This window comes from Achromobacter sp. JD-1 (assembly GCF_038594925.1).
Classification (GTDB): domain Bacteria; phylum Pseudomonadota; class Gammaproteobacteria; order Burkholderiales; family Burkholderiaceae_B; genus Achromobacter; species Achromobacter spanius_C.
On the sequence record NZ_JBCGCS010000016.1, the window covers coordinates 97,668 to 124,544 of the forward strand.

The following is a 26,877-nucleotide window of genomic DNA, read 5'->3' on the forward strand; positions in this document are numbered from 1 at the left end:
GGGGAATGCCATGAGCGCCACTTCTACACGCCAAGCCGCAAGTAAGCCCGCCCGCCGCGCCGGGCCGCCGCTGTCCTCTCGCCTCAAGCGATGGCTCTACCTGACCCATCGCTGGGCCGGCATCGTGCTGTGCCTGTTCTTTGCCATGTGGTTTATTTCCGGCGTGGTGATGATGTACGTGGGCTACCCCAAGCTGACGCCGCAGGAACGGCTGACGCACCTGGCGCCGCTGGATGCGGCCACCATCGCCATCACGCCCGCCCAGGCGCTGGCGGCGGCGGGCGCCAGCGACACCAGCGGCCTGAGCCTGGCCGCCACGCGGGCCGGCGCCCCCGTCTATCTGGTGCCCGGCGCGCCGCGCACAACGCCCAAGGTGGTGGATGCCGCCAGCGGCGCGCTGCTGCCGCCCGCCGATGCCGCCGTGGCGCAGGCGTCGGCGCTGGCGTGGTTTGGCGGCCAATACGCCGCGCGCCATCAAGAGACGGTGGATGAAGACGTCTACACCCACTCCGGGTCGCTGGACGTGCACCGGCCGCTGCACCGCATCGACATGGACGACCCCGCGCGCACCCGGCTGTATGTCTCGTCGGCCACCGGCGCGGTGGTGTTGGACGCCACGCGCAACGAACGCGCCTGGAACTACGCGGGCGCGTGGATCCATTGGCTGTATCCGCTGCGCGGCAATGCGCTGGACCGCTGGTGGCACGACGTGGTGGTGTGGCTGTCGGTGGCCGGCGTGGTGCTGGCGCTGACGGGCACGGTCGTGGGCATCCTGCGCTGGCGCTTTTCGCGCCCCTACGCCACGGGCAGCCGTTCGCCCTACCGCGAAAGCATGATGCGATGGCATCACATCAGCGGCCTGCTGTTTGCCGCCATCACCATTACCTGGATCTTCAGCGGCCTGATGTCGATGAACCCGTGGAAGCTCTTCACCAGCACGGGCGCGCCGCTGGCGCACAGCGCCTACGCCGGCTCCCCGGCCGACGCGCCCCTGTCCACGCCGCGTGACCTGATCGCCGCCCTGCCCAGCGCCCCGCGTGAATTGGTGTGGACGCGCGCGGCCGGCCAGGACGTGGCCCTGGCGCGCAGCACCGCAGGCGCGCCGCGCGTGCTGTCTGCGACCGACGCCGTACCCACTACGTTCGCCGAAAGCGACTTGCGCGAGGCCGCCACGCGCCTGCTGCCGGGCGCCGCGGTGCGGGACGTTCAGGTGCTGACCCAGTACGACTTCTATTACTACGCGCGCGACGCGCACGCCATGCTGGGCCATGTGGAAAAGCCGCTGCCCATCTGGCGCGTGATCTACGACAACCCGCAAGCCACCTGGGTCTACCTGGACCCGGCCACCAGCCAGATCGTGGGCCGGCAAGACCGCAGCAACCGTGTCAGCCGTTGGCTGTTCGCCTTTCTGCACAGCTGGGACTGGACCGGTCTGTTGTCGCGCCGGCCCTTGTGGGACCTCTTGTTGATCGTCCTGAGCCTGGGCGGCGCGGCGTTGAGCCTGACGGGGGTTGTGGTTGGATGGCGCCGGCTGGGCAAGAAGTTGGGAGGCGGATGAAAGCGCGGCCGCATCAACCAAAGGGATGACGAGTGTGGACGATAGCGAAGGCGAAGGACGCTAGCAAAGCGCGTGTCCAGAAGTAAAAGCCCAAATTCAGCCGCATTTTGTAAGCGGACTGACGGGTAAGCCCACTACCATCGCGGCTATTGATTATTACGCTGCGATGACTTGTCATGAACGCCCTGGATATCCTGAACCACGCCCTGTTTCTGTCGATCAACGCCGACCCGGCTACCGCCACCTGGCAGATCCAGGCCGCCTTGCTGCTGGCCAATCGCTTGATCCTGCTGGTGCCGGGCGCGCTGGTGGCGATGTGGCTGTGGGGCGGGCAGGCGCAACGCAGCCTGGCCCTGAAAGTGCTGACCAGCATCGGCGCGGCGTTGTTCATCAGCTACCTGTGCGGTGCGCTGTGGCCGCAGCCGCGCCCCTTTGTGCTGGGCCTGGGCCATGCGTTTTTCCCGCACAAGGCCACTTCTTCATTCCCCAGCAACCACACCATCATCATCGCCACGTTTGCGTTCGCGCTGATCTTTGACCGGCGCTGGGTGGGTTGGGGATGGACAGCGCTGCTGGCCGCCATTGTCGTGGGCACGTCGCGCGTGTACCTGGGCGTGCACTTTCCGCTGGACATCGCAGGCGGCCTGATCCTGGCGCCCGTCGCGGCAGCGGCCACCGCGGCGGTGTGGAACCGCGTTGGCGCGCCGCTGACGCTGGCCGCACAAGCCCTCTACCGCAAGCTGCTGGCCTTGCCAATCGCGCGCGGCTGGATCCGCGCGTAACGGGCTCAGTTGATCGCCACGTTCGCGTCCTTCACCAGCTTGGCGTAATTCGCGGTATCCGTGCCGATGCGGGCGCGCATCTGCTCAGGTGTGTCGCCAATAGGCACCGCGCCAATCTCGGCCATGCGGCGCGAGAAATCGGGCGACTTGATGATCTTCACCATCTCGGCGTTCAGCCGCGTCACCACGTCCTTGGGCACTGCGGCCGGCGCCAGCACGCCGAACCAGGTGCCCATGTTGAAGGGCTTCAGGCCCGCCTCTTCCATCGTCGGCACGTTGGGTAGCACCTCTGAACGCTTATTGGTGGTAACCGCCAGCGCCCGCAGCTTGCCGCTTTGTATGTGCGGCAAGACGGGCGTGATGGTGTCGAACGACATATCGATCTGCCCACCCAGCAGGTCCGTCGTCAAGGGCCCGCTGCCCTTGTACGGCACATGCAGCAGCTTGACGTGGCCTTCTTGCTCAAACTGCGCGCCAATCAAATGCTGGCCGGTGCCCATGCCGTTGGACCCGAAGGTCAGCTTGCCGGGCGCGGCCTGCGCCAGTTTCAACAAGCCTTGCACGTTGGTCGCGTCCAGCTTGGGGTTGACCACCAGCACGTTTGGCACCAGCGCCACCGTGGTGACGGGCGCGAAGTCCTTCTGGAAGTCGTAATGCAGGCTCTTGTAGACGCTGGTGGCGATGGTGTGATGCACCGCGCCCATCAACAAGGTGTAGCCGTCGGGCGCGGCCTTGGCCACATAGTCCGCGCCCAGGGTCGAGCCCGCGCCGGGTTTGTTTTCCACCACCACGGGCTGGCCCAGGCTTTTGCTGAGCTCCTGGCCCAGCGCGCGCGCCAGCACGTCGGTGGTGCCGCCCGCCGGAAACGGCACCACCAGGCTGATGGGCTTGGCGGGGTAAGTCTGTGCAACGGCCATGCCGCCTGCCAGCGGCAGGCTGAACAGGCAGGCGAACGCCAACGCGCGCGCGCGGGAATTTTGCTTGGACATGCTTGTCTCCTTGGATTACGAATGAACTTCGCTTCTTGTTGTATTGCCGGCCAGGCGCCCTCCAGCGCTATGCCGCTTTCACTGCCTTGCCCTGCGCCAGACGCGCGCACACCGCGGCCGTGACATCTTCGGTGGTGGCGTTGCCGCCCAGGTCGCGCGTGTGCAGCGCGGGCGTGCCGGTGACTTGTTCTATGGCTTGCATCAAGCGTGCCGCCGCATCGGCTTCGCCCAAATGCTCAAGCAGCATCACCACCGACCAGAACGTGCCGACCGGATTCGCCAGGCCCTGGCCCATGATGTCGAAGGCCGACCCGTGGATGGGTTCGAACATGGACGGGTAACGGCGTTCGGGGTCGATGTTGCCGGTGGGTGCAATGCCCAGGCTGCCGGCCAGTGCCGCCGCCAGGTCGCTGAGGATGTCGGCATGCAGGTTGGTGGCAACGATGGTGTCCAGCGACGCGGGCCGGTTGACCATGCGCGCGGTGGCGGCATCCACCAATTCCTTGTCCCAGCTCACGTCCGGAAATTCACGGCTGACTTGCCGCGCGATCTCGTCCCACATCACCATGGCATGGCGCTGCGCGTTGGACTTGGTGACCACGGTAAGCAGCTTGCGCGGCCGTGATTGCGCCAGCTTGAAGGCAAAGCGCAGAATGCGTTCGACCCCGGCGCGCGTCATGATCGATACGTCGGTGGCGGCTTCGATGGGATGGCCCTGGTGCACGCGTCCGCCCACGCCGGAGTATTCGCCCTCGGAGTTTTCGCGCACGATGACCCAGTTCAGTTGCTCGGGCGTGCAGCGCTTGAGCGGCGCGTCGATGCCGGGCAGGATGCGCGTGGGGCGCACGTTGGCGTACTGGTCAAAGCCCTGGCAGATCTTCAGGCGCAGGCCCCACAGGGTGATGTGGTCGGCAATGTCGGGGTCGCCCGCCGAGCCGAACAGAATCGCGTCTTTGTCGCGCAGGGCGTCCAGGCCATCGGCCGGCATCATCACGCCGTGCTGGCGATAGTAGTCGCCGCCCCAGTCGAAATTCTGAAATTCGAAGCGCAGTCCGCCGTCGTCGGCCAGGGCCTGCAAGACGCGCTGGCCGGCCGGAATGACTTCCTTGCCGATGCCGTCGCCGGGAATGGTTGCGATGCGATAGGTCTTCATGGGCCGACAGGCTCCTTGCTGATAAGGGTCTGTCGGCAATGTACCGAGCGCCGCGCGCCGTGCGCGCAGCGCCATTCACAACATCTTCAACTTCAGGTTGAAGATGTTGTGTCGGAGATCAGCAACGGCTGACGTTCAGGTTGTTGATCAGGTTGTTGAAGTTCTGGCGCAGGCCATAGGCGTCGTCGACGATGGTGGGGCGCATCATCTTGAAGGCGCCCGTGCGCGCGGCGTCTTCCTTGTAGCGGCCGCTTTCCGTGTGCTCCAGCACCTTGCGTCCGGCCGCCAGGAAGGCATTGGCCTGCATCATCGTGCTGGCGCAACCCTTGGGGTTGGCTTCGCGGGTCTTCTTGTCAAAGCCCAGCGCCATCTCGTTGAGCTTGTCCAGGTCTTGCTTGAAGGCGTCCTTCTTGTCGCCCAGGCCGGTACTGTCAAAAATGCCGGTCGCCTGATTCAGCGTGGACTTGCCGTAATACACCATGCCGGCGCGGTAGTAGGCCACCGTGTCCTTCTTGGCCTTTTCAAACGCTTCCTTGGTGTTGGCGGTGTCTTTCACCGAAATGCCGTGATAGAAGGCGCTTTCGGCCTTGGCCACCTCGGTCAGCGCGGCCACGTAGGCCGGGCTTTTCTCGCGGGCCAGCGCGCCGTTGTCCGACAGGAAGGTCTTGGCGGCGGCGTAGTTCTGCAGGTCGGTGCTAAGCGGGGCCAGCTTGCCCAGGGCCTGCGCAAAGTCCTTGGCGGCGGCGTCGATCTCGGGGATGGCGGGCTGCATCGCCAAGGCCTTTTCCAGCTTTTCCTTGGTGCGCAACACCATGATGTCGTTGCCGATGACGTAGTCCTTCACGGGCTTCTTGTCGGCCAGCTTGGGCACCATGTATTGCTCGTACTGGTCCAGCGTTTCTTCAAACGACTGGTTGATGCCGTTGGCCGTATCCACGTACTGGTTGTACTTGATGATCTCGGCCTGGGCGGTGCTGGCTTCGGCGGTTTTCGCTTCCGGCTTGGCGTTGTCGTCGCCACACGCGGCGAGCATCAACGTGGCGGCTAAAAGGGCGGACATGCACAAGGGGCGCGACATAAACATCTGTTCTCCGAAAAAGGGAACGCATCATATTCCGACCGCATCGTTAACACGCTACAAAGTCATTCAGAGCTGTCACAAGGGTTTGCCAGATGCGACCTTCTGCTGAAATTCTGGTCGCGTTAGCATGGCCGGCATGACACTCGCCCACGACATCCACCACGAAGCCATACGGCTTGCCTACCGCCCGCCCTACGATTGGGCGGCCATGCTGGGCTTTCTACAGCTGCGCGCCATTCCCGGCATTGAGCAGGTGGACGGCGACAGCTATGCGCGCACGATCAGCCTGGATGGCGTGCAGGGCACGATCCGCGTGCGGCCCGCCAGGGGCAACGCGCTGCAAGCCACCGTGCGTGTTGCGCGCGCGGACGCGCTGCCGGCCATCATTGCGCGAATGCGGCGGGTGCTGGATCTGGACAGCGACCCGGTGGCATTCGCCGCACGGTTCGCGCACGACCCCGTGCTGGCCGCGCTGATCGCCGCGCGCCCCGGGCTGCGCGTGCCGGGCGCGTGGGACGGGTTTGAATTGGCGATGCGCGCCGTGCTGGGCCAGCAGATAACCGTGTCGGCGGCCATCCGGCTGGCGGGCAAGCTGGTGGCCACGCATGGCGCCTTGCTGGCACAGCCGGAGGACGGGCTGACGCATGTGTTTCCCACGCCCGAGGCGGTGGCGCCTGCCGAGCTTGCCGTGCTGGGCATGCCGCGCAGCCGGGCAGCCACCTTGTCCGCCGTGGCGGCCGCAGCGGTGGCGGACCCGAATTTGTTTGAACCCGGCAGCAGTCTGGACGACGCCATCACGCGGCTGCGCGCCATCCGGGGCATCGGCGAATGGACGGCGCAATACATCGCCTTGCGGCAACTGCGCGAACCCGATGCGTTTCCCAGTGCGGACATCGGCTTGATCCGGGCCTTGGAGAAATTGGAATCGCGCGCCTACACGCCCAAGCAACTGCTGGCGCGCGCCGAGTCATGGCGGCCCTGGCGGGCCTATGCCGCGCAGCATTTGTGGTCGGCGGGATGAACGCCCGCCGCGCCGGCCCCTACCAGCGCGCGGGCGTGTCCTGCTGGAAATAGCCGACCAGGAAGTCCACGAAGATACGGACCTTGGCCGATAGATGATGGCGTTCCGGGAACACCGCGTAGATGTCCGCCTGCGGCAGCGCGTAGTCTTCCAGCACGCGCACCAAGCGGCCGCTGCGCAGGTAGCGCGCCAGGTCCCATTCTGCGCGCTGCAAGATGCCCAGGCCCGCCAGGCCCCAGGTCAGCGTCACTTCGCCGTCGTTGCTGCTCAGCGCGCCGCGCACCTTCACGGTTTCGCTACGGCGCCCCTTGGTGAATCGCCACAGGCTGTTGTAGGCGTCTTCGTTCTGGCGCAGCACGATGCACTGGTGGCGCGCGAGGTCATGCGGGGTGGTCGGCACGCCGTGTGTCTTCAGGTAGCCGGGGGACGCGCACACCAGCCGGCGGTTGGGCGCTATCTTGCGGGCGATCAGGCTTGTGTCGGGCTGGTCGCCAAACCGGATCGCCACGTCGAAAGCGTCGCGCACGAAGTCGGCGGGGCTGTCGGTCAACTGTAATTGCAGCGTGACGTCGGGGTATTTCTGCGCGAATTCGGCAATGGCGGGCGCGATGTAGCTGCGGCCGAAGCCCAAGGGCGCGTTGACCTTCAGGCGGCCGCGCGGGCTGTCCTGGCGGCTGGCGATAAGCTGATCTAGGTCTTCGATGTCATCCAGGATGCGGCGCGCGCTTTCCAGGTAGACCTCGCCTTCGGCGGTGAGGCTCAGGCGGCGGGTGCTGCGGTTGAACAGCCGCACGCCCAGCCGCGCCTCGATCTGCGCCAGCCGTTTACTGACGGCCGCCGGGGTCACGTCCAACTGCCGGGCGGCGGCGGACATGCCGCCCGCGCGCGCCAGCTCAACCACCAATTGCAGTTCGCTGGAGTGCCCCATGGCTAGCGGCCGGGGCGCTTAGTCGCGGAAGTTCTCGAACTGCAGGGGCAGGTCCACGTCGGTCTTTTTCAACAGCGCGATGGCGGCTTGCAGGTCGTCGCGCTTCTTACCGCTGATGCGCAGCTTGTCGCCATTGATCTGCGATTCCACCTTGAGCTTGGCGTTCTTGATGGCGGCGATCAGCTTCTTCGCCACGGGCTGTTCAATGCCCTGCTTGATGGTGACCTTCTGGCGCGCGCCGCCCAGGTTTTCCAGCGGGTCGGCCACGTCCAAGCAGCGCACGTCGATGCCGCGCGCCGACAGGCGGCCGCGCAAGATGTCGAGCATCTGCTTGAGTTGAAACGCGCTGGAGGCAACCTGAGTCACGACAAAGCCTTCCAGTTCGAACTTGGCCTCGGTGCCTTTAAAGTCGAAACGGGTGGCGAGTTCGCGGTTGGCTTGGTCGATGGCGTTGGTAAGTTCGTGTTTGTCGACTTCGGAGACGACGTCAAAAGTAGGCATGACACGGGTCCTGTTGGTGATGAGTGAAATTAGGCCGCCTATTTTACCGGCCCTGGTCCGGGCTTCACATCGTCAACACCAACAGCCGGTCCGGTTGCAGTGGATGCGGGATCACCTGCGCGTCGATGCCGAACGCCAGATACAGGTTAGCGGGCGTCAGCACGTCCCCCGGCGCGCCTTGCGCAATGTCTCGGCCGCCGCTCAGCAGCAGCAAGCGGTCGCACCAGCGCGCGGCCAGGTTCATATCGTGCAGGATCACCAGTACGCCCGTATTGCCGGCGTGCGCCAGTTCCCAGGCGCGGCGCAGCAGGTCGGTTTGATGCTTGGGGTCCAGGCTGGCGGTGGGCTCGTCCAGCAGCAGGTAGCGCGCTTCACCGGGCGCGCGCGCGGCTTGGCATTGCACCAGCACGCGCGCGAACTGCACGCGCTGCTGTTCGCCGCCAGACAGTTCGGGATAGCGGCGGCCGCCCAGGTGAGCCGCGTCGGCCAGGTCCAGCGCCTGCGTGACCAGCGCATCGACCTGCGCAGGCGCCAGTTCGGGAAAAGGGTAAGCGCCCATGGCGACCACTTCACGCACGTCCAGGTCGAAGGTCAGGCCCGGCTTTTGCGGCAGCACGGCGCGGCGTCGTGCTTGCCGCGCCAAGGCCATGCCGGCAAGCGCGGCGCCGTCCAGGCTTAACTGGCCGGCATCGGCCGATAGCTCGGCCGCCAGCGCCCCCAACAGCGTGGACTTGCCCGCGCCGTTGGCCCCCAGCAAGCCCAGGACTTCACCGGGGCGTATCGCCAGCGAAACATCAGTCAGGATGCGCGTACCGCCGCGTGTAAGCGTCAGTTGGTGTGCGGCCAAAGTCATCCCAGCCTCCGTCCACGCGCCAGCAGCCACAAAAAGAATGGGCCGCCCACCAGCCCCGTGACCAGACCGATCGGCAATTCGGCTGGGACCACAACAGTGCGGGCCATCCAATCGGCCAGCACCAGCGCCAGACCGCCCGCCAGTACCGTGGCGGGCAGCAGCCAGCGGTGATTGGCGCCCAGCGTCATGCGCACCAGATGCGGCACGACCAGCCCTACAAAAACGATGGTGCCGGTGGCCGCTACCAGCGGGCCGACGATCAGCGCGCTGGCCAGCACCAGTTGCGCGCGCACGCGCTTGAGCGCGTAGCCCAGATGCTGGGCCTCGCGCTCGCCCAACAGCAAGGCGTTCATGACGCGCCATTGGCTGATCAGCCAGGCACTCATCAGCAGCACCCACGGCCCCAGGAACGCCAGCACGTTCCAGTTGGCCCCGCCCAGGCTGCCCATGTTCCAGAACGTCAGGTCGCGCAGTTGCGCATCGGTGGCCACGAAGGTGAACAGCCCGATCACGCTGAACGACATCGCCGTGATGGCCACGCCGGCCAGCAGCAGGCCCGCCACGCCCGGCACGCGCCGGCCCACGGCGTACGCGCACATCGTGGCCACCAGGCTGCCAACGAAGGCCGACGGCGCGGTAATCCAGAAGCCGCCCGAAGTCAGCACAATGGCGGCCACCGCGCCCAAGGCCCCGCCCGCGGAAATGCCGATCAGCCCGGGTTCGGCCAAGGGGTTGCGAAACAGCGCCTGCATGGCCGCGCCCGATATCGCCAGCCCCGCGCCCGCCACCACCGCGAACAGCACGCGTGGCAGTCGGATGTCGATCAACACATTGCGCCACAGGGTGTTGTCCGGCGTGGCTGGCCCCCACAGCAGCGCGGGCAGTTCGCGCAGCGGAATCGCCACCGCGCCGTGGGCGCTGGCGGCCAGCACGGCCAGTACCAACGCCACGGCCAAGAGGCCCAAGGCCCACGGCGCGCTAACGCGCCATAACATTAGCGACCTCTTGCTTGAGCTGGGTCAGCGCCAGGGGCAGGCGCGGTCCCATGCCCAGGATCAGCAGGTCGTCCATGACCACCACCCGACGCTTTACCGCCGCCTGCGAACCGGCAATACCTGGCTGCGCCAGGAATTTTTCCATGCCGCCGCCGGCGTCCAGCGACGCCTTCGTCACCACGATCAGGTCAGGCGCCAGCGCGCCGATGGACTCGGCGGACAAGGGCTTGTAGCCTTGCTGGCCGTCCAGCACGTTGACCAGCCCCGCCAGATGCATGACTTCATTGGCGGCGGTGTCGCGGCCCGCGCCCTGCGGCGTGCCGGTGCGGTTCAGCAGCAGCAAGGCACGCGCGCGCGTGGCCGGGATGGCTTCGGCGCGGGCGAGTTCGCGGGTGACCTCGTCCACCATGCGCTCGCCCGCGGGCGCGACGCCCAGCGCCTCGGCCACGGCGCGGATGCGCGCCTTCAACGAATCAACCGAAGGCGCATCCGATACGGTGACCACGCGCACGCCCACACCGGCCAAGCGCTTGAGCGCGTCCGGCGGCCCCGCCTGTTCGGACGCCAGCACCAGGTCGGGCTTGAGCGACAGCACGCCTTCCACCGGCACGGCGCGGTAATAGCCCACGCGCGGCAGCTTGGTGGCGGCCTCGGGATACAGGCTGGATAAATCATCGCCGACAAGCCGATCGCCCTCACCCAAGCCATAGACGATTTCCGTGACGCTGCCGCCCAGGCTCACCACCCGGCTGGGTTCGGCGGCATGCACGCCCACCGCGACGACCCAGCCCAACGCAATTGCCAACCATTTTTTCATCAAGCGTCCTTACAGGATCTTCAAAGCGTTCTTAGGTCGTCTTCAAACCGCCAACGGCGCGCCGCACAGGCCCACCATCAACTCGCGCCAGCCCGTCAGTTCCGGCTTGCCGGGCTTGCGCTCGCCGAAGAACTGCACGATCAGGTCGCCGGTGGCGGCGTACACCTCAAGCGAGGTCACCCAGCCGTCGGACGTGGGCTTGTTCACCACCCAGGCCGACGCGATGGCGGTGGTGTCCAAATGCAGGTTGAACTTCGGGTCCAGCACGTTGTACCAAGGGCCGGTGCGGCGCAGTTGCTGGACGGGGCCGGTATGGATCTGGATCATGCCGCGATTGCCCACGAAGCACATGATGGACAGACCCGATTCCGCTGCCGACTGCAGCATGCGTTCAACCGATTCCGCCGGCACGGGCTGCGCCAGGTCTTCACCAGCGGCCGCCAACGCCGCCAGGCGCGACACCTTGAACTTGCGCAACAGCGGGAAGAATTCGTGTGTGTCTTTCATGCCGAGCCAGGCCTCGCGCCAGCTTGCCGCGTCGTCGACCTCGTCCGCATCCGTGGCGGGCGCATAGGCTTCGGTGGTGGGCCATTGCGCGTCGCCCGCGAACTTTTCCACCAGCGCGTCGTAGGCGGCGGCATCGGTGGCCTCGGTGCGGTAGACCTTGTGCACCGCCACGCCGGCGCCATCGAAGAATTGCAGGCTGTGGCGGCCATCCTGCTCAACCGCCCACGCGGACTTCCACGCGCTGAAGAACACGCGCAGATCGATATCGGGGCCTAGCACCAGGCCCACCGGGCCGTCGGCCTGGATGTCCAGATACGCGCCGTGGCGCTCGTGTACGCACCAGTCGTTGCGCGTCAACGCCATCACTTCGCCCAGCGTGCCCAGTTCGCGAAAGATGGCTTGCGGGGTGCCGTGCAGCGCGGTGGATCTCACACCGCCACAGCCCGCGGCAATCCACTCCGCCTCGGATACGCCCAGCGCCTGCGCCAGGTTGCGGGCGCGCAGGCCCGGTTGCGACGCGGCCAGCGTTTCGTTGCGGGCGCGCAGTGCTTCGGCGCGGGTGTTGAAATCTTGATTCGTCATCGTAGGCCTCCAGCCTTGGGTGTTGCTTGCGCTTCGATATGCAAACTGCCGCCGCCCGCGCAAATGCCGGGCGGCGGCGCGAAATCAATACTGGTACGTCAGCGACACGCGCACGCTGCGTCCCGGTTCGGTGTACCAATCCACCGTGCGCGGCAAGGCGAGCGAACCCGCTGTCGGCACGTTGATGGCTTCCCAATACTTCTTGTCGAACAGGTTGAACACGCCTGCCTGCACTTGCAGCCCCTTCACGGCGGCAGGCCGCCAATAACCCATCAAGTCCACCACACCATAGCCCGGTGCTTGAAAATCGGCATTGGGCGCGGTGGCCGATGCATCCGGGTATTCGACCTTGTCGCGCTTGAGCGCGGTGGTGAGCATGGCGTCCACGCCCCATACGTCGCGGCCGTAGCCCACACCCAGAATGGCCTTCAACGGCGCCACCGAATTCAGGTATTGCCCGGTGCCTTCGTCCTTGCCGACGGCCCACGCCAGCGAGCCCCAGGTGCGCCAACCCGGCGAGAACTTCCAGTGCGCGCTGGCCTCGGCGCCATAGATGCGGACCTTGGCGCGGTTGACGTTGCCCGTGATTCCCAGCGGATATTGCCCCGCCCAGCCCGCCTGCCATTGCGGCGAATTGGGGTCCAGCGGCTGATTGCTATCAATGAAGTTCTGATAGCGGTTATCAAAGAACGATACCGCACCGCCCAGCGCGTCAGACCCGATCTTGGCGCCCAGTTCCCAGCCCTTGCTGGTCTCGGGTTTCAAGTACGGATTGCCCACGCGCAGATAGGTGCCGGGGCCGCCGTAGTTGGTGTAAAGCTGGCTGGCGCTGGGCGCCTTGAAGCCGTAGGCGTATTGGGCGTAGACGCTCAGTTCGTCCATCGCCTTCCACGTGGCCAGCAGCTTGGGCGAAAAGCGGCTGCCGCTGTTGGATGGCGGCAGCGCACCCGCGTTGGGATTGCTGTCGTAGCTGTCGGTGGATTGCGGCTTTTGTTCGTAGTGGTCGTAGCGCAGGGCTGGCATGACGGTGTAGCGGCCATCGGCGAAGCTGAACTCGTCTTGCACCCACAGCGCCCATTGGTTGCCCTTGGACTGCGGCACGTCGGCCTGGTTGGTATGCAGCATGTCGCAGGCACGCGGGCCGAACGGCGCGGGCAGGCCCGGGCGGATGGTCGGGCAATTGTCGTAGCCGCTGGAATTCTGCTCGGTCTTGTTGCCGTACCATTCGCCGCCCAGCGTCCACAGTTGCGACACGGACGTGCCGGCAAAGCGCTTGGTCAGTTCGCCGTTCACGCCAAACAGCGTCTGCTGGATGGAGTTGCTGCGCCCGTAGGGGCCGCTGGGAAAGCCGTAGCGGAACGGGTCGCCGGGAATGATGCGGGCGCGCGAATCCACGCTGCGCACACCGTCCAGTGAATTGTCCAGCCGCACGCGCTGCCAGTAGACGATGGCGCTGGCCGTGTCGATCAGGCCGCCCGCGCTGGGCGCCTGGTAGGAATAGTCGAACGACACGCGCTCGCGCTCGGTTTCTTTCTTGGTGCTGTTTTCGCCGTACAGATAGCTGGTGCCCGCGCCCTGCTCGTACATATTGTCGATGTCGGCGTTGCGCTTGAAGGTTTCGCCCGTCAGGCCGAAGCGGTGGCCGCCTTCCACGCGCTGTTGCAGCTTCAGCAGGAAGCTGCGCTGGTCGTAGTCTTCGGGGCTGGGTTCACTGCGTTGCGGGCCGTAGCCGCCCACGTCGCCCCGGTTGTCCAGCGCGTGGCCATTGCGCACGCCTGCCTGCACCAGCCAGAAGGTATTGCTGTGGATCTGCCCCGCCAGCGCCGCGTTGGCGCCCCAGCTTGAATCGGCGGAATCGTAATCGGTCTTGGCCAGCGCGCCGAAGGTCTTGCCGTCGGTGAGCAGGTCGGACGGGTCCAGCGTGCGCAGGTCGGCAATGCCCGAGATGGCGCCGGAGCCGCCGCCGATGGCGTCCGCGCCGCGCACGATGTCCAGCCGCGACAGGCTGTTGAAGTCCACGGCTTCCAGGCCGCCCTTCACCCCGCGCGCGCCATCGTCCAGCCACGGCAGCCGGATACCGTCCACGCGGGTCAGCACGCGGTCTTGGTCAAGGCCGCGAATGTTGATGCTGTTGGTGGTTCGGTTGAAGCTCACGCCGGCTTCGGCGCGCTTGCCCAGGTCGCTCCAGTTCTTGATCTGCAAGTCGTCCATGCGCTGGCGGTCGGTGCTGGTTTCCCAGGCGGGCGTGGTCAGTGCCCCCTCGCCTACCACCTTGACGGGCGCCAGTTGCGTCACGCCTGCCTGCGGGGCGGCACGCAGCACGAAGACGCCCGCGCTACGTTCCTGCACGGCCAGGCCGCTACCTTCCAGCAAGCGCGCAAAGCCTTCCGCCACGGAGTAGCTGCCTGACAAGCCCGATGTGCGGCGCTGGCCCACCAGCGCGGCATCGAACAACACGGTCACACCCGCGCTGTCGGCAAAGCGCGGCAGCGCCTCGGTCAGTGTGCCCGCCGGAATGCGATAGCTGCGCGCGGCCGCGGTGCTGGTCTGGGTGGTCTGTGCCTGGGCGGCGGCCAGCGGCAGCGTGGCGGCGGACACGGCGGCAAGCGCCAAGGCGGCACGCACGGCGCAAGTCAGGTAAGTGACGCGATGCGCAGCCTGCGCGGGTCGGGAGCCGCTTGCGCGGCCGGCGGGAAGATAAGCCATGGTCGTCCTTTCGATCCAACGGGTATCGGCATTCGTTTGCCTATACAGACCATGACCCGCGTGATTTTGAAATCGGACAGCTTGCGCGCGGGTATTGTGTAACAGAGAATCATTCATGCCATTGATGCGCGCGGCCCGATGGTCACCCAATAGGGCGTGCGGTAGCGCACTTGCACCGGCAGGGTCGCGGGCAAGGCGGCCAGCACGGCGTCGGTGTCATTCAGTTGAAAGGCGCCGGATATCCGCAGATGCGCGACTTCGGGGTCGCAGCGCAGCACGCCTGGGCGATACCGGCCAAGCTCCACGGCGAAGGCATCCAGGCGCATCTGGCTGGCGTGCAGCACGCCGCGCATCCAGTCGTTGGCATGCGGGTCGGCGGGCGATGGGCCGGACACGCCGGCGTCGCTCAGGCTGCCCTGCTGGCCGGCCAACACATTGACGACACGCCCGCCTTGGCTGACGCGAACGCGGCCTTCCTGCACGCTGACCTGGCATTGCACGCCGTCCTCGCGCACACAAAAGCGCGAAGGCGGGGCTTCGATATCACCCAGTCGGGTACGCACGATGAAGGGGCGCGGCGGCGCAAAGGGGGCTGCCACCGACGTGCTTCCCGCATCGCTTGGCGCATTGCTTGGCGCACCCATCACGGCATGGGACACCGCATTGGTCACCGAACCCATTCGCGCATCGGCCGCGCCATCGGCAAGCACATGCACGGCAATTTCGCCGGCGCGCAAACGCAGCAAACGCGTGCTGGCATCGAAGACCACGTCCACCGCGCTGGCGGTATTCAGTTGCAACGTGGACCCGTCGGCCAGCACCACGTTGCGCCGCTCGCCCGCGCCGCTGCGGTAGTCGGCCGTCCAATTGAAAGGGTCCGCGCGCCATGCCGCCCAACCCACCGGCCCCGCCACCATCAGCGCCACCAAGGTCTTCAGGGCCGCGCGGCGCGATGACAGTTCGGGTCGGTTCAAGGTGGCCATGCCCAGCGCCGACGGAATCAGCCCAAAGCGTTCGTTGACCCGTTGCGCGCGCTGCCAGGCATGTTCGTGTTCGGCCCTGCTGGCCCGCCATAGGTCGCAGGCATGTACGTCGGCGTCGGTAGCGCGGCCCGAACTCAAGCGCAGCAGCCAGCGCGCGGCTTCGCGCGCCACATTGCGTTCAACGGCGGGCAGCTCGCCGCCCACGCCGTTCAACTCACCGCCATGATGCATTGCTCGAACCCTCGGGCGATATAGCGGTGCACGGTGCGCAGCGACACATTGAGCCGCTGGGCGATTTCGCCATGACTCAGGTCTTCCAATTGCGCCATCAGAAAAGCCTGGCGCGCGGGCAGCGACAGCCCGGCCAGCATTTCGTCAATTTCCTGTAGCGTTTCCAGAATGATCAGGCGCTGCTCGGCCGGCGGCGCGACCTGTTCGGGCATCAGCGCCAAGGCTTCCAGATAGGCGCTTTCGACCGAGCGGCGCCGATGATGATTCAGCAGCAGGCGCTTGGCGATGGTGGTGAGATAGGCGCGCGGTTCACGCAGCGCGTCCAGGTCGTGGCGATGGCGCAGCACGCGCACGAAGGTGTCCTGGGCCAGGTCGGCGGCGTCGAAGGTGTTGCCCAGCTTTGCGCGCAACCAATTTTGCAGCCACCCGTGGTGGCTGCGGTACAGACATTGGACGGTGTCGCCTGAAGCGAGCACAGGGTTCGGCACGACGGGCTCCCAGAACACTAAAACACAAATAAAAATCAATCTCATTCTAATTGCAAAACTAGGTTTCCGGTCAAGTCCAAGCGAAACACGGTGGCGGGGATATCATGCCGACAGACCGGCCGCACCCCGCGGCCCCTTACCAACCGGGCTGGCTCCATGATCTATAGCGTCTTGAAATTCATCCACGTGATTGCCGTGATCCTGTGGGTGGGCGGCATGCTGTTCGCGCACTGTTTCCTGCGGCCGGCGGCCGCGCAGTTGGAACCCAAGACACGCCTGACGCTGATGGCCTCGGTGCTGCGGCCTTTTCTGAACGCGGTGTTGGTGGCGATTGTGCTGATTCTGCTGACGGGCGCGTGGATGATCGGGCAGGCGGGCAGCCTGGCCGCGCAGACCGGCGGCGACTTTTTCATGCCGCGCAGCTGGACGCTGATGGCCACGGGCGGGCTGGTCATGATGGCCATCTTCGGCCATATCCGCTTTGCGCTGTACAAGCGCCTGGCCTTGGCCGTAGCCGCGTCGGACTGGCCCAAGGGCGCCGAGGCCATGGCCGGCATCCGCCGCTGGGTGAGCGTGAACCTGGTGCTGGGCATCGTCGTTGTGGGCGTGGCGTTCCTGGCCTAACCGTCCATCGGCCATCCATCGGCCAGGCAGCGGCTGGTATCGGAATTCTTTCGTTTGATGCAATACCCCGTACATCCGGGGTAGCCACACTGGGGATGACTCTCGCGGGTCACGTCAACAACGACAAGGGATTCCCCATGATCAAACGTGCATTGCATCTGGCCGCCCTCGGCCTGTTCGCCACCTCGTTCGCCGCCTCGTTCGCCACCCACGCTGCCGACGCCATCGACAACAGCGCGCTGGACAAGCCCGAGTTCCGCAGCCACAAGGCCACTTATGGCGTGGTGTACCGCCTGCCGCAAGAGGTCAACGCGATACTGGACGCCAAGGTGAATGGCGTCTTGAAGCAGGACCTGCTGGCGCTGGGCCTGCAAACCGAGGCCAACACGCCCAACCTGCCGCACGTGACGGTGGTGCACATCCACAGCGCCGACCCCGCCACCCCCGCCCGCATGCTCAAAGCGCTGCCCAAGCCGCCCGCGCCTTTGCAGGTCACGCTGAAAACCTTCTACCCCACCGAAGCCGCCAAGGGCGCGGGGCACCCGTGGTGGCTGGACCTGGGCGTGGTCAAAAGCGGCCAGGGCTTTGAAGACATGATGCGCTACAACACCGTGGCCACCGCCGCGCTGGCGCCCTTGCGCGACGGCCCTCTGCCGCGCGTGACCGGCCCTGTCTACGCCAAGATGAGCGACGCCGGCCGCGCGCTGGTCAAGACCATGGGCGTGAGCGGCGTCAATGTGATGCAAGACGGCAAAGAACTGCGCGCCCACAACCCGCACACCACGCTGGTCTACAGCATGACGCGCTACGACACCCGCATGCAGGACGCCATGAAGCAGGAGTCCGACAAGTTCAACGCGGTGCTGCCCGACGGCATCAACACCACGTTCAAGGACGTTTCCATTGTGGAAATCGGCTTTGCCGGCAACGTCGTGCGCGAGATCTATCGCGTGAGCCTGGAAGACGGCTCGGTGATGGACGTGGCCACGGGCAAGAAGATCGGCGCCTGAACGCCTGCTTGGCCCCGGTGCGGGCCAGGTGGAATTGGGCAAGGAACGGGCTGCCGACTGCTGCCATTCCGTGGCAGCATTACGCCATTCCCGCCACACGCCCTTTCCCCATGTCCCGCACCGAACGACTTCTGGACCTGCTGCAGACCCTGCGTCGCCACCGCCTGCCCGTCAGCGGGCATCGGCTAGCCGCCGAAATGGGCGTCAGCCTGCGCACGCTGTACCGCGACATCGCGACGCTGCAATGCCAGGGCGCGGAGATCGAAGGCGAGCCGGGCGTGGGCTACGTGCTGCGCCCCGGCTTCATGCTGCCGCCGCTGATGTTCAGCACCGAAGAAATCGAGGCGCTGGTGCTGGGCACGCGCTGGGTCGCGGGGCGTTCCGACGAGCGCTTAGGGATGGCGGCGCGCAACGCGCTGGCCAAGATCGGCGCGGTGTTGCCGCAGGAACTGCGCGATGAGCTGGACGCCATTCCGCTCTTGGTGGCGCCCAGCGCCATCGCCGTGGTCGACCAGGTTGACGTGGCGTTGATCCGCCAGGCGATACGCACGGAACACCGCCTGCACATCCGCTACCGCGACGACAAGGGTTCGAACTCCGAGCGCGTGATATGGCCGTTTGCCCTGGGCTTTTTCGACAGCGTGCGCATCGTCATGGCCTGGTGCGAACTGCGGCAGGACTTCCGCCATTTCCGCACCGACCGCATCGCCACGCTGACACCCGGCGAGCGCTATCCCCGCCGCCGCCACGTGCTGCTGAAAGAATGGCGCGCCATTGCGCAGGATTCGCAGAATTGCTGAGGCACGCTACTGCCTTGCTGAGCACGCTACTGCCAAAAACTGACAGCACCCCTGCCTAAGATACGCGCATCCCTCACCCAGGAGCGCGTCATGTCTCACACCATCCCCGCCGACACCAACCTCGTCATCTTCTACGTTGAAAAACCGCAGACCAGCGCGGCGTTCTACAGCGCCCTGCTGCAACGTCCGCCGGTTGAAAGCCCCCCCACATTTGCCCTCTTCGTGCTGGACTCCGGCTTGAAGCTGGGCCTGTGGTCGCGCTACACGGTGGAGCCGGCGGCGGCGGGCCGTGGCGGCGCGTCTGAACTGGCGTTCTGCGTGGCGGATGCCGACGCGCTCAACCAGCGCCACCTGGACTGGAGCCTGCGCGGCCTGCCCATTCTGCAAGCGCCCACCAACATGGATTTCGGCCGCACCTTCGTGGCGCTAGACCCTGACGGCCACCGCCTGCGCGTCTTTGCGCCGGCACGCGAACCGGTCACGGTGGCGGAACCCGCCGACACCGTGGCCGCGCATGCCCTCTGATCCGGCAAGGGCCTCCGATCAGCCGCGCTGCTGGCGGGCCTGAAGCACCACGGCTTCGCCGCGCTTCTTGAACAGCACCACATACAGCACGGCCAGGATCAGCAGGAACGGCACCCCGAACACCAGCGTCATCTGGAACACGTTGGTGAAGTAGGTGGTGACCAAAATCGCCAGCATCGCCACCGCGCCCAGCAACGTCAGCACCGGAAAGCCGGGCATGCGGAACGACAGCGCGCCGCCGCCTTCGCGTGCCCAGCGGCGGCGAAAGAAGTAGTGCGTCACGAAGATCATCATCCAGGTGAACAGCGCGCCGAACATCGAGATGGCCATCATCAAGGTGAAGGCCGTGTCGGGGTACATCACCTTCAGCACCACGGCGATGGCGATGCCGCTGGTGGACAGCAGCAGCGCGTTCAGCGGCGTGCCGCTTTTGGTCAGGCGGCCGAACAACGAGGGCGCATGGCCCGCGCGCGACAGGCTGAACATCATGCGCGTGGTGATGTAAAGCTGGCTGTTCATGGCCGACAAGGCCGCCACCAGCACGATGAAGTTGATGACGCCCGCCGCGCCCGGGATATCCAGCGCCAGCATCACCTTCACGAAGGGGCTGCCTTCCTTGCCGGCTTCGTTCCAGGGCACAATCGCCAGGATCAACGCCAGCGTCAGCAGGTAGAACACGACCAGCCGCACGATGGTGGCGCGAAACGCCTTCTTCACGGCGCGCTCGGGGTCTTCGGCCTCGCCCGCGGCCACCGCGATCATCTCGACGCTAAGGTAGCTGAAGATCGAGATCACCACGGCAATCCACATGCCCCACAGCCCATTCGGAAAGAAGCCGCCGTGCGCCGTGTACTGCGCCACGCCGTACTGCGGGTTGCCCCACACCACGTACGCACCCAGGATGATGAAGGCCACGATGGCGGTGATCTTCACGGTGGAGAACCAGTATTCGATGGTGCCGAACGCCTTGACGCTCATCGCGTTCACCAGGATCAGCGCCCCCGAGAACACGCACACCCATAGCCACCCAGGCACATCCGGGAACCAGAAATGCATGTACTCGGCCACGGCGGTGACCTCGGTGCCCACCGCCAGCACCACGCACGACCAGTACGCATAGCGCACCAGAAAGCCGGCCAAAGGGCCGATGTAGTGCTCGGCATAGGCGCCGAACGACCCCGAGGTGGAATGCGCCACCGTCATTTCCGCCAGGCAGCCCATCAGCAAGAGCGTGATCAGCCCGCCGATGGCGTAGCTGATGATGACGCTGGGCCCGGCAAAACCGATGGCGAATTTGCTGCCCAGAAACAGGCCCGTGCCGATGGCCCCGCCGATGGCGATCATGCTCATCTGGCCCGAGGTCAAGCGCCGCTTGAGCCCCTGTTCGCGTTCGGCGATCTGGCCGAATCCTTGTGGTTTTTGCATTGTCTCCTCCTGCATTGCCCCCTCCTCCCGTGCGCTCTCTTTATGGTGATGCTGCCGGTTCGGCCCCGCAAGATGGGGCCACGCTCTCTGGCGTTCAGGTCACGGCCGAACGTTGCTTGAATTCCGGCTTGTCCCAGGCGCGCGTGTCCAGCACGTCTTTCAGGATGTCCACCGCGTCCCAGACGTCGGCATGGCCGAAGTACAGCGGCGTCAGGCCAAAGCGCAGCACTTCGGGCTCGCGGTAATCGCCGATCAGGCCGCGCGCGATCAGCGCCTGCATGACTTCGTAGCCATTGGGATGCAGGAAGCTCACGTGGCTGCCGCGTTCGGCGTGCGTGCGCGGCGTGACGAGCGTCAGCGGGTGGTCGGCGCAGCGTTCCTCGACCAGCTTGATGAACAGATCGCCCAGCGCCAGCGACTTGGCGCGCACCTGCGCCATGTCGGCGGCTTGCGCCACGTCCAGCCCGCATTCCACCAGCGACAAGGACACGATGGGCTGGGTGCCGCACAGGTAGCGGCGGATGCCCCCGGCCGGCTCGTAGGCCACGGCCATGTCGAACGGCCGCGTATGGCCCCACCAGCCGGACAGCGGCTGCCAGAAGTCTTTCGTGTGGCGCGGGGCGACCCAGATGAAAGCCGGCGAGCCGGGGCCGCCGTTCAGGTACTTATAGGTGCAGCCCACGGCGAAGTCGGCGTTGGCGCCGTTCAGGTCCACCGGCACCGCACCGGCCGCGTGCGCCAGGTCCCAGATGGTGAGCGCGCCGCGCTCGTGCGCCAGCGCGGTCACCGAGGCCATGTCGTGCATCTGGCCGCTGCGATAGTTGACGTGCGACAGCAGCATGACGGCAACCGAGTCGTCCAGCGCCTTGTCCAGCGGCAGCTCGTCGTCGATCAAGCGCATCTCGTAGCCCTGTTGCAGCAGGTCGATCATGCCCTGCACCATGTAGAGATCGGTTGGGAAGTTGTCGCGTTCGGACAGGATGACGCGGCGTGCCGGCTGCTGTTGCTGCTGAATGCGCAGCGCGGCGGCCAGCGCCTTGAAGATGTTCAGGGACGTGGTGTCGGTAACCACCATTTCACCGTCGCGCGCGCCCAGCAGGCTGCCCAGCTTGTTGCCCAGGCGCGCGGGCAGTTCGAACCAGCCGGCGGTGTTCCAGCTACGGATCAGGTCGGTGCCCCATTCCTGCGTAATCACGCCGGCGGCGCGGGCGGCGGCGCCCTTGGGCATCACGCCCAGCGAATTGCCGTCCATGTAGAGCACGCCGGGCGGCAGCTCGAAGCGGTCTTTCAGGGGGGCCAGGGGGTCTTTCCGGTCTGCGGCGACGCAGTCTTCGCGGGTGGTCATGCGGTGCTCCTTCGGGCAATATGCTGCAAACAGGATAGCAGCGCGCCAGGGCCGAATAATTGCAAAAGCAGGCGTGGCTTACCCTAGGATTCCGCATTGAATTGCGCTGAAGTTCAATTATTAGAATTGGATTGCACCATGCATCTAGACGCCACCGACCAACGCATTCTTTACCGCCTGCAAGAGAACGGGCAGATCAGCAACCAGGACCTGGCCGAGCAGGTGGCGCTATCGCCATCGGCCTGCCTGCGCCGGGTGCGGGCGCTGGAAGAAGCCGGTTTCATCCGCCACTATCGCGCGGTGCTGGACGCCGACAAGCTGGGCTTTGAACTGGAAGCCATCGTGCACGTGTCGCTGGACCAGTCGAACCCGGGATGGCACGAGGCCTTTCTGGCCGGCATCGCGGCGCACGACGAAATCACCGAAGCCAGCATCGTGACCGGGGCGTCGAACTACATCTTGTCGGTGCGCACCCGCAATCTGGCGGCGTTCTCGCAGTTTGTTGAAGACAAGCTGAGCAAGATCGCGGGGGTGCGCGACCTGTGCTCGCACATCGTCATGCGCAAAGTGAAAGACCGCGGCGGCATGCTGCCACTGGCGGCGTGGCGCTAACGCGGGTGGGGGTATTCCTCGGGTGCTTGCCGCGCGCCGGATTCATGCCGGCGTGCCGTAGCGCAAGAATCCGAACACCGTGACGAAGTGGCAGGCCGAGCCCCCCATCACAAACAAATGCCAGATGCCGTGGGCATGGCGCCAGCGCTTGTCTTTCACATAGAACAGCGTGCCCACCGTATAGGCGGCCGCGCCCGCCAGCAACCAGGTCAGGCCCGCCGACGACAAGGCGCCCGCGATCGGGGCGGCGAATATCACCCCCAGCCAGCCCATGGCCAGGTACAGCGGCAAGGCCGGCGCCGCGCCGCGCGCCCACCACAATTCACGGCTGATGCCGATGGCCGCCAGCAACCATATCGCCACGCCCATGGCCGCGCTCCAGACGTGGTCCACGGGGCCGAAGGCCAGCGGCGTGTAGGTGCCGGCAATCAACAGGTAGATGGCGCAGTGGTCGGCCTTGGCCCAACGCGCCTTGTTGGGGCCACGTGTGCAGTGATACAGCACCGACGAGGCATACACCGCGATCATCGACGCGGCGAACACCGCGCAACTGATGATCTGCCGCGTATCCACTTTCAGTTCCGCCGCGCGCGCGATCAGCGCGCCGGACGCCGCCACGGCCATTGCCAAGCCCGCCAGATGCGTGGCGCCATTGAATCGTTCGCCTTCGTACATGCGTCCTCCCAGCCGACGGTGCCATGCCGGCCCTTGCCATCATGTCGCCGCCGTGTGACAGCTTGAGGTCACCGGCGGGTCGCGCCCGGAGGTCAGGCGATGAAATCCACCGCGGCGGGAAAGCCTTCCACCGCGCGCGCCGCCAGGATGGCGCGCTGCACCGCGATGGCCATGGCTTCGGCCGCCATCACGCCCAACAGCATGACGTTGCCCGGCTTGCCCGACGTGCCGGTGCCCAGCGCAAAAATGGTGTCGCCGTCCAGCATGGTGTGGATGGGGTTGATGCTGCGGGCCAGCCCATCGTGGGCCATGCCCGCGATTTTCTGCGCCTGCGCCTTGGTCAGCGTGGCGTCGGTGGCCACCACGCCGATGGTGGTGGCCGTGCCCGCGCGCATCGACCGGGGCAGATCGCCGGCCAGGATGGCGGCGCGCGTATCCAGAAACTGCTTGCCGTCCGCCGTGCGCGCGCCCGCCAGGATGCGGCCGGTGGCCGGGTCCAGCACGTCGCCCACTGCGTTGACCGCCACGATGGCCCCCACCGTCACGCCCGCCACCGTCAGCGACGCGCTGCCGATGCCGCCCTTCATGGCGCGCTTGGGGCCATACAGCTTGCCGACGGTAGCGCCCGCGCCCGCCCCCACGTTGCCTTCTTCGGGCGCATCGGTCGACGCCGTCTTGCACGCCTGGTAGCCGGCCGCCGCATCCGGCCGGATCGACGCATCGCCCACGCCCAGATCGAACAGGATGGCCGACGGCACGATGGGCACGTGCGCCACGCCCACGTCAAAGCCGATCTTCTTTTCTTCCAGATAGCGCATCACGCCGCTGGCGGCGTCCAACCCGAACGCGCTGCCGCCCGACAGCACGATGGCATGCACTTTTTCAACCATGTTGACGGGGTTGAGCAGGTCGGTTTCACGAGTGCCGGGCGCGGCGCCGCGCACATCCACACCGCCCGTTGCGCCCGCTTCGGCAATGATGACCGTGCAGCCAGTGGGGCGGCGGGTGTCGGTGTAGTGCCCCACGCGCAAGCCCGCAACCTGGGTGATGCTGCCGCCCCCGGGCATCAGCCGGGAGCCATTGGCGTGGGCGGGCATGCCGCCCGTCAATGCTGCCGCGCCCGCGGCGGCCATGAATGCGCGCCTGTTCCATTGCTGTTCCAAACCCCTCTCCCTTGCCTTGCGGTTTACGTGCCCTTTTACAGGCGTACGCCCGGACGGCTTCATGCCGATCGGAAACTTGTTAATTACTGGAAGCTATATTTTTACTATTCCTTATGCTTTGTGGAAAAATAGGCGCGTTGCTAGAGTGCGGCTATGACGGGGGCCCCGTGCATCACGGCGCCCTTCAAAATGACACCGATCTTCCGGAGCATTGCCATGAAACTCTTACGCTCGTTCTTCATCGCCGGCCTGATCCAGGCCGCCGCCCTGGGCGCCGCCCATGCCCAATCCGGGCTGGACCAGATCAAGTCCGCGGGCACCTTCAAAATTGGCACCGAAGGCACCTACGCCCCCTTCACCTTCCACGACGCATCGGGGCAGCTTACCGGTTTTGACGTAGAGATTGGGCGCGCCATTGCCGAGCGCCTGGGCGTCAAAGCCCAATTCGTCGAAGGCAAATGGGACGGCCTCATTGCCGGCCTGGACGCCAAGCGCTATGACGCCGTGATCAACCAAGTGGGCATCACCGACGCGCGCAAACAAAAATACGACTTTTCTGATCCCTACATCTCGTCGGCCGCCGTGCTGATCGTGCGCGACGACAACACCAGCATCAAGTCTTTCGATGACCTGAAGGGCAAGAAGTCGGCCAATACGCTGACCAGCAATTTCGGCAAGCTGGCGCAAAGCCACGGCGCGGAAGTGGTGGCGGTGCAGGGCTTCAATGAAGCCATCGACCTCTTGACCTCGGGCCGCGTGGAAGCCACTGTCAACGACAAGCTGTCGTTTCTGGACTTCAAGAAGCAAAAGCCCAACGCCAAGGTGAAGATCGCCGCCACCGACAAGACCGCTGAATTCAGCAATTCGGGCGTGCTGATGCGCAAGGGCAACCCGGAATTGCAAGCCGCCATCAACAAGGCGCTGGCCGACATCAAGGCCGACGGCACCTACAAGACCATTTCGGTCAAATACTTCGGCACGGATTTGTCGGCGCAATAAGCCACGGACACACACATGACGCTACCTACCTGGCTCCAGGCCGTCATTCCCGATTGGCTGCTGGCGCAGATCGGGTCATGGACCGTGCCGGCCTGGGTGCAATTGATGGCCGATTCGTTTTGGCCGCTGCTGCACGCCGGGCTGGTGTTCACCGTACCGCTGACCTTGATGTCGTTCGCGCTGGGCCTGGCGCTGGCGTTCGTGGTGGCGTTGATCCGGCTGTTCGGGCCGGCGCCGCTGGTGGCGCTGGTGCGCTTCTATGTGTGGCTGATCCGGGGCACGCCGCTGCTGGTGCAGTTGTTCGTGATCTTCTACGGCTTGCCCAGCGTGGGCATCGTGCTGGATCCCTTGCCCGCCGCGCTGATCGGCTTCACGCTGAACGTGGGCGCCTACAACTCGGAAGTCATCCGAGGCGCCATCGAATCCATTACCAAGGGCCAATGGGAAGCCGCTTATTCGCTGAGCATGACTCGCGGCCAGGCGCTGCGCCGCACGATCCTGCCGCAAGCGGCGCGTGTGGCGGTGCCGCCGCTGTCGAACTCGTTCATTGCGCTGGTCAAGGACACGTCGCTGGCGGCGGTGCTGACCGTGCCCGAGATCTTCCAGGCGGCCCAGCGCATTGCGGCGGTTACGTATGAACCGCTGATCCTCTATACCGAAGCCGCGCTGATCTACCTGGTGTTCAGTTCCGTGTTGTCCGCCGCGCAAGTGCGCCTGGAACGGCGCTTTGGCCAGCACGCGGTGTTTTCCGGGAAGACCTGATGATACGGCTGCAAAAAATCGAAAAGGCGTTTGACGGCAACCCGGTGCTCAAGCAGGTAGACGTGAGCATCGCCGAAGGCAGCGTCACCGCGCTGATCGGCCCGTCCGGCAGCGGCAAGAGCACGCTGCTGCGCTGTGTGAACCTGCTGGAAGTGCCCGACTTTGGCACGCTTGCCATCGGCCCGGAAACCGTCAACTTCGAGCCTGGCAAGAAGCTGACGCGGGAACAGGTGCAGCGGGTGCGCAAGCAGACGGGCATGGTGTTCCAGAACTTTCAGCTGTTTCCGCACCAGACGGTGATCGGCAACGTCATGGAAGGCCTGTTGACCGTGCAAAAGTGGCCGCTGGACCGGGCCCGCGCGCGTGCGGAAGAACTGTTGAAGAAAGTGGGCATGTCTGAAAAAGCCGACGCCTGGCCCGCCAACCTGTCGGGCGGACAACAACAGCGCGTGGCGATCGCGCGCGCGCTGGCGCCCGCGCCCCGCGTGTTGCTGTGCGACGAGCCCACCTCCGCGCTGGACCCCGGCCTGGCGGCCGAAGTGGTAGATGTGTTGCGCCAGTTGGCCGCCGAAGGCATGACCATGTTGATGGCCACGCACGACCTGCGCCTGGCCGCCAACGTATCGCGGGAAGTAGTATTTTTGCTGGACGGCGTCGTGGTCGAATCCGGCGATTCCCGCACACTGTTTTCCCGGCCCAAGGATCAGCGAACGGCGGCATTTATTTCAACGCTGACGCAAGCCGATGCCTCGTAGGATGGGT

Annotated in this window: 27 protein-coding genes; 11 read left to right on the forward strand and 16 right to left on the reverse strand. The window is 65.7% G+C overall.

What is annotated here, in order from left to right; translation table 11 throughout:
• Window positions 1-10: 10 nt before the first annotated feature.
• Together WBR68_RS22405 and WBR68_RS22410 are read left to right on the forward strand one after the other, a co-directional pair.
• Window positions 11-1,558 carry a PepSY-associated TM helix domain-containing protein gene (locus tag WBR68_RS22405; protein ID WP_230695294.1) on the forward strand — a complete coding sequence of 516 codons (1,548 nt, stop codon included), beginning with the start codon at window positions 11-13 and terminating at the stop codon, window positions 1,556-1,558.
• A 176-nt stretch (window positions 1,559-1,734) separates the two neighbouring features.
• The gene (locus WBR68_RS22410; protein ID WP_050450036.1) at window positions 1,735-2,340 is read left to right on the forward strand and encodes a phosphatase PAP2 family protein; all 606 of its coding nucleotides are present in this window, start codon (window positions 1,735-1,737) and stop codon (window positions 2,338-2,340) included.
• 5 nt (window positions 2,341-2,345) lie between these two features.
• Here WBR68_RS22410 and WBR68_RS22415 read toward each other — a convergent pair whose 3' ends face one another.
• The 3 genes from WBR68_RS22415 to WBR68_RS22425 all read right to left on the reverse strand — a co-directional run bounded on the left by WBR68_RS22415 (window position 2,346) and on the right by WBR68_RS22425 (window position 5,542).
• Window positions 2,346-3,329, reverse strand: a complete 984-nt coding sequence (locus WBR68_RS22415) for a Bug family tripartite tricarboxylate transporter substrate binding protein (protein WP_230695295.1) — start codon at window positions 3,327-3,329, stop codon at window positions 2,346-2,348.
• A gap of 67 nt (window positions 3,330-3,396) precedes the next feature.
• On the reverse strand, window positions 3,397-4,482 hold the full coding sequence (locus tag WBR68_RS22420; protein WP_230695296.1) for a tartrate dehydrogenase: 1,086 nt from the start codon (window positions 4,480-4,482) through the stop codon (window positions 3,397-3,399).
• Between the two features lie 118 nt (window positions 4,483-4,600).
• The gene (locus WBR68_RS22425; RefSeq protein ID WP_230695297.1) at window positions 4,601-5,542 is read right to left on the reverse strand and encodes a DUF3829 domain-containing protein; all 942 of its coding nucleotides are present in this window, start codon (window positions 5,540-5,542) and stop codon (window positions 4,601-4,603) included.
• A gap of 157 nt (window positions 5,543-5,699) precedes the next feature.
• Here WBR68_RS22425 and WBR68_RS22430 point away from each other — a divergent pair, with 157 nt between their 5' ends.
• Window positions 5,700-6,584, forward strand: a complete 885-nt coding sequence (locus WBR68_RS22430) for a DNA-3-methyladenine glycosylase family protein (RefSeq protein ID WP_342490514.1) — start codon at window positions 5,700-5,702, stop codon at window positions 6,582-6,584.
• 19 nt (window positions 6,585-6,603) lie between these two features.
• Here WBR68_RS22430 and WBR68_RS22435 read toward each other — a convergent pair whose 3' ends face one another.
• The 9 genes from WBR68_RS22435 to WBR68_RS22475 all read right to left on the reverse strand — a co-directional run bounded on the left by WBR68_RS22435 (window position 6,604) and on the right by WBR68_RS22475 (window position 16,175).
• On the reverse strand, window positions 6,604-7,512 hold the full coding sequence (locus WBR68_RS22435; RefSeq protein ID WP_230695298.1) for a LysR family transcriptional regulator: 909 nt from the start codon (window positions 7,510-7,512) through the stop codon (window positions 6,604-6,606).
• An 18-nt stretch (window positions 7,513-7,530) separates the two neighbouring features.
• Window positions 7,531-8,013 (reverse strand): YajQ family cyclic di-GMP-binding protein, encoded by a 483-nt coding sequence (locus WBR68_RS22440; protein WP_050450041.1) that lies wholly within the window; start codon window positions 8,011-8,013, stop codon window positions 7,531-7,533.
• A 64-nt stretch (window positions 8,014-8,077) separates the two neighbouring features.
• On the reverse strand, window positions 8,078-8,866 hold the full coding sequence (locus WBR68_RS22445; RefSeq protein ID WP_230695299.1) for a heme ABC transporter ATP-binding protein: 789 nt from the start codon (window positions 8,864-8,866) through the stop codon (window positions 8,078-8,080).
• Window positions 8,863-9,861, reverse strand: coding sequence for a FecCD family ABC transporter permease (locus tag WBR68_RS22450; protein ID WP_050450043.1), 999 nt, complete (start codon window positions 9,859-9,861; stop codon window positions 8,863-8,865). Before WBR68_RS22450 ends, WBR68_RS22445 begins: the two co-directional genes overlap by 4 nt.
• Window positions 9,845-10,678, reverse strand: coding sequence for a heme/hemin ABC transporter substrate-binding protein (locus WBR68_RS22455; RefSeq protein WP_230695300.1), 834 nt, complete (start codon window positions 10,676-10,678; stop codon window positions 9,845-9,847). The genes WBR68_RS22450 and WBR68_RS22455 overlap by 17 nt, the downstream gene beginning before the upstream one ends.
• 42 nt (window positions 10,679-10,720) lie before the next feature.
• Window positions 10,721-11,767, reverse strand: coding sequence for a hemin-degrading factor (locus WBR68_RS22460; RefSeq protein WP_230695301.1), 1,047 nt, complete (start codon window positions 11,765-11,767; stop codon window positions 10,721-10,723).
• An 84-nt stretch (window positions 11,768-11,851) separates the two neighbouring features.
• Window positions 11,852-14,473 (reverse strand): TonB-dependent receptor, encoded by a 2,622-nt coding sequence (locus WBR68_RS22465; RefSeq protein ID WP_230695302.1) that lies wholly within the window; start codon window positions 14,471-14,473, stop codon window positions 11,852-11,854.
• A gap of 113 nt (window positions 14,474-14,586) precedes the next feature.
• A complete protein-coding gene (locus WBR68_RS22470; RefSeq protein WP_127185565.1) occupies window positions 14,587-15,687 on the reverse strand; it encodes a FecR domain-containing protein in 1,101 nt (366 codons plus the stop codon).
• Window positions 15,666-16,175, reverse strand: coding sequence for a sigma-70 family RNA polymerase sigma factor (locus tag WBR68_RS22475; RefSeq protein ID WP_127185566.1), 510 nt, complete (start codon window positions 16,173-16,175; stop codon window positions 15,666-15,668). Before WBR68_RS22475 ends, WBR68_RS22470 begins: the two co-directional genes overlap by 22 nt.
• 156 nt (window positions 16,176-16,331) lie before the next feature.
• Here WBR68_RS22475 and WBR68_RS22480 point away from each other — a divergent pair, with 156 nt between their 5' ends.
• The 4 genes from WBR68_RS22480 (at window position 16,332) to WBR68_RS22495 (ending at window position 19,134) form a co-directional block, all read left to right on the forward strand.
• Window positions 16,332-16,799 carry a CopD family protein gene (locus WBR68_RS22480; RefSeq protein WP_230695303.1) on the forward strand — a complete coding sequence of 156 codons (468 nt, stop codon included), beginning with the start codon at window positions 16,332-16,334 and terminating at the stop codon, window positions 16,797-16,799.
• 137 nt (window positions 16,800-16,936) lie between these two features.
• Window positions 16,937-17,809, forward strand: a complete 873-nt coding sequence (locus WBR68_RS22485; protein ID WP_230695304.1) for a hypothetical protein — start codon at window positions 16,937-16,939, stop codon at window positions 17,807-17,809.
• Window positions 17,810-17,919: 110 nt separating this feature from the next.
• On the forward strand, window positions 17,920-18,609 hold the full coding sequence (locus WBR68_RS22490; RefSeq protein WP_127185568.1) for a helix-turn-helix transcriptional regulator: 690 nt from the start codon (window positions 17,920-17,922) through the stop codon (window positions 18,607-18,609).
• A gap of 90 nt (window positions 18,610-18,699) precedes the next feature.
• On the forward strand, window positions 18,700-19,134 hold the full coding sequence (locus WBR68_RS22495) for a VOC family protein (protein WP_230695305.1): 435 nt from the start codon (window positions 18,700-18,702) through the stop codon (window positions 19,132-19,134).
• 18 nt (window positions 19,135-19,152) lie between these two features.
• On the opposite strand, the gene WBR68_RS22500 is transcribed toward WBR68_RS22495, so the two are convergent.
• A complete protein-coding gene (locus WBR68_RS22500) occupies window positions 19,153-20,559 on the reverse strand; it encodes an amino acid permease (protein ID WP_127185570.1) in 1,407 nt (468 codons plus the stop codon).
• A gap of 94 nt (window positions 20,560-20,653) precedes the next feature.
• Window positions 20,654-21,904 carry a kynureninase gene (gene kynU, locus WBR68_RS22505; RefSeq protein ID WP_050450052.1) on the reverse strand — a complete coding sequence of 417 codons (1,251 nt, stop codon included), beginning with the start codon at window positions 21,902-21,904 and terminating at the stop codon, window positions 20,654-20,656.
• Between the two features lie 138 nt (window positions 21,905-22,042).
• On the opposite strand from kynU, the gene WBR68_RS22510 reads away from it, so the two are divergent.
• A complete protein-coding gene (locus tag WBR68_RS22510) occupies window positions 22,043-22,516 on the forward strand; it encodes an Lrp/AsnC family transcriptional regulator (protein WP_050450053.1) in 474 nt (157 codons plus the stop codon).
• Window positions 22,517-22,558: 42 nt separating this feature from the next.
• Here the strand turns inward: WBR68_RS22510 and trhA are convergent, their stop codons facing one another.
• Complete coding sequence (gene trhA / locus WBR68_RS22515; protein ID WP_230695306.1) at window positions 22,559-23,191, reverse strand: PAQR family membrane homeostasis protein TrhA; 633 nt, start codon at window positions 23,189-23,191, stop codon at window positions 22,559-22,561.
• Between the two features lie 92 nt (window positions 23,192-23,283).
• A complete protein-coding gene (locus WBR68_RS22520; protein ID WP_050450055.1) occupies window positions 23,284-24,324 on the reverse strand; it encodes a P1 family peptidase in 1,041 nt (346 codons plus the stop codon).
• A gap of 246 nt (window positions 24,325-24,570) precedes the next feature.
• On the opposite strand from WBR68_RS22520, the gene WBR68_RS22525 reads away from it, so the two are divergent.
• The 3 genes from WBR68_RS22525 (at window position 24,571) to WBR68_RS22535 (ending at window position 26,870) form a co-directional block, all read left to right on the forward strand.
• Window positions 24,571-25,353, forward strand: coding sequence for an amino acid ABC transporter substrate-binding protein (locus WBR68_RS22525; RefSeq protein WP_050450062.1), 783 nt, complete (start codon window positions 24,571-24,573; stop codon window positions 25,351-25,353).
• Between the two features lie 84 nt (window positions 25,354-25,437).
• Window positions 25,438-26,115 (forward strand): ABC transporter permease subunit, encoded by a 678-nt coding sequence (locus WBR68_RS22530; RefSeq protein WP_050450063.1) that lies wholly within the window; start codon window positions 25,438-25,440, stop codon window positions 26,113-26,115.
• Window positions 26,115-26,870 carry an amino acid ABC transporter ATP-binding protein gene (locus WBR68_RS22535; protein ID WP_050450056.1) on the forward strand — a complete coding sequence of 252 codons (756 nt, stop codon included), beginning with the start codon at window positions 26,115-26,117 and terminating at the stop codon, window positions 26,868-26,870. Before WBR68_RS22530 ends, WBR68_RS22535 begins: the two co-directional genes overlap by 1 nt.
• Window positions 26,871-26,877 lie beyond the last annotated feature (7 nt).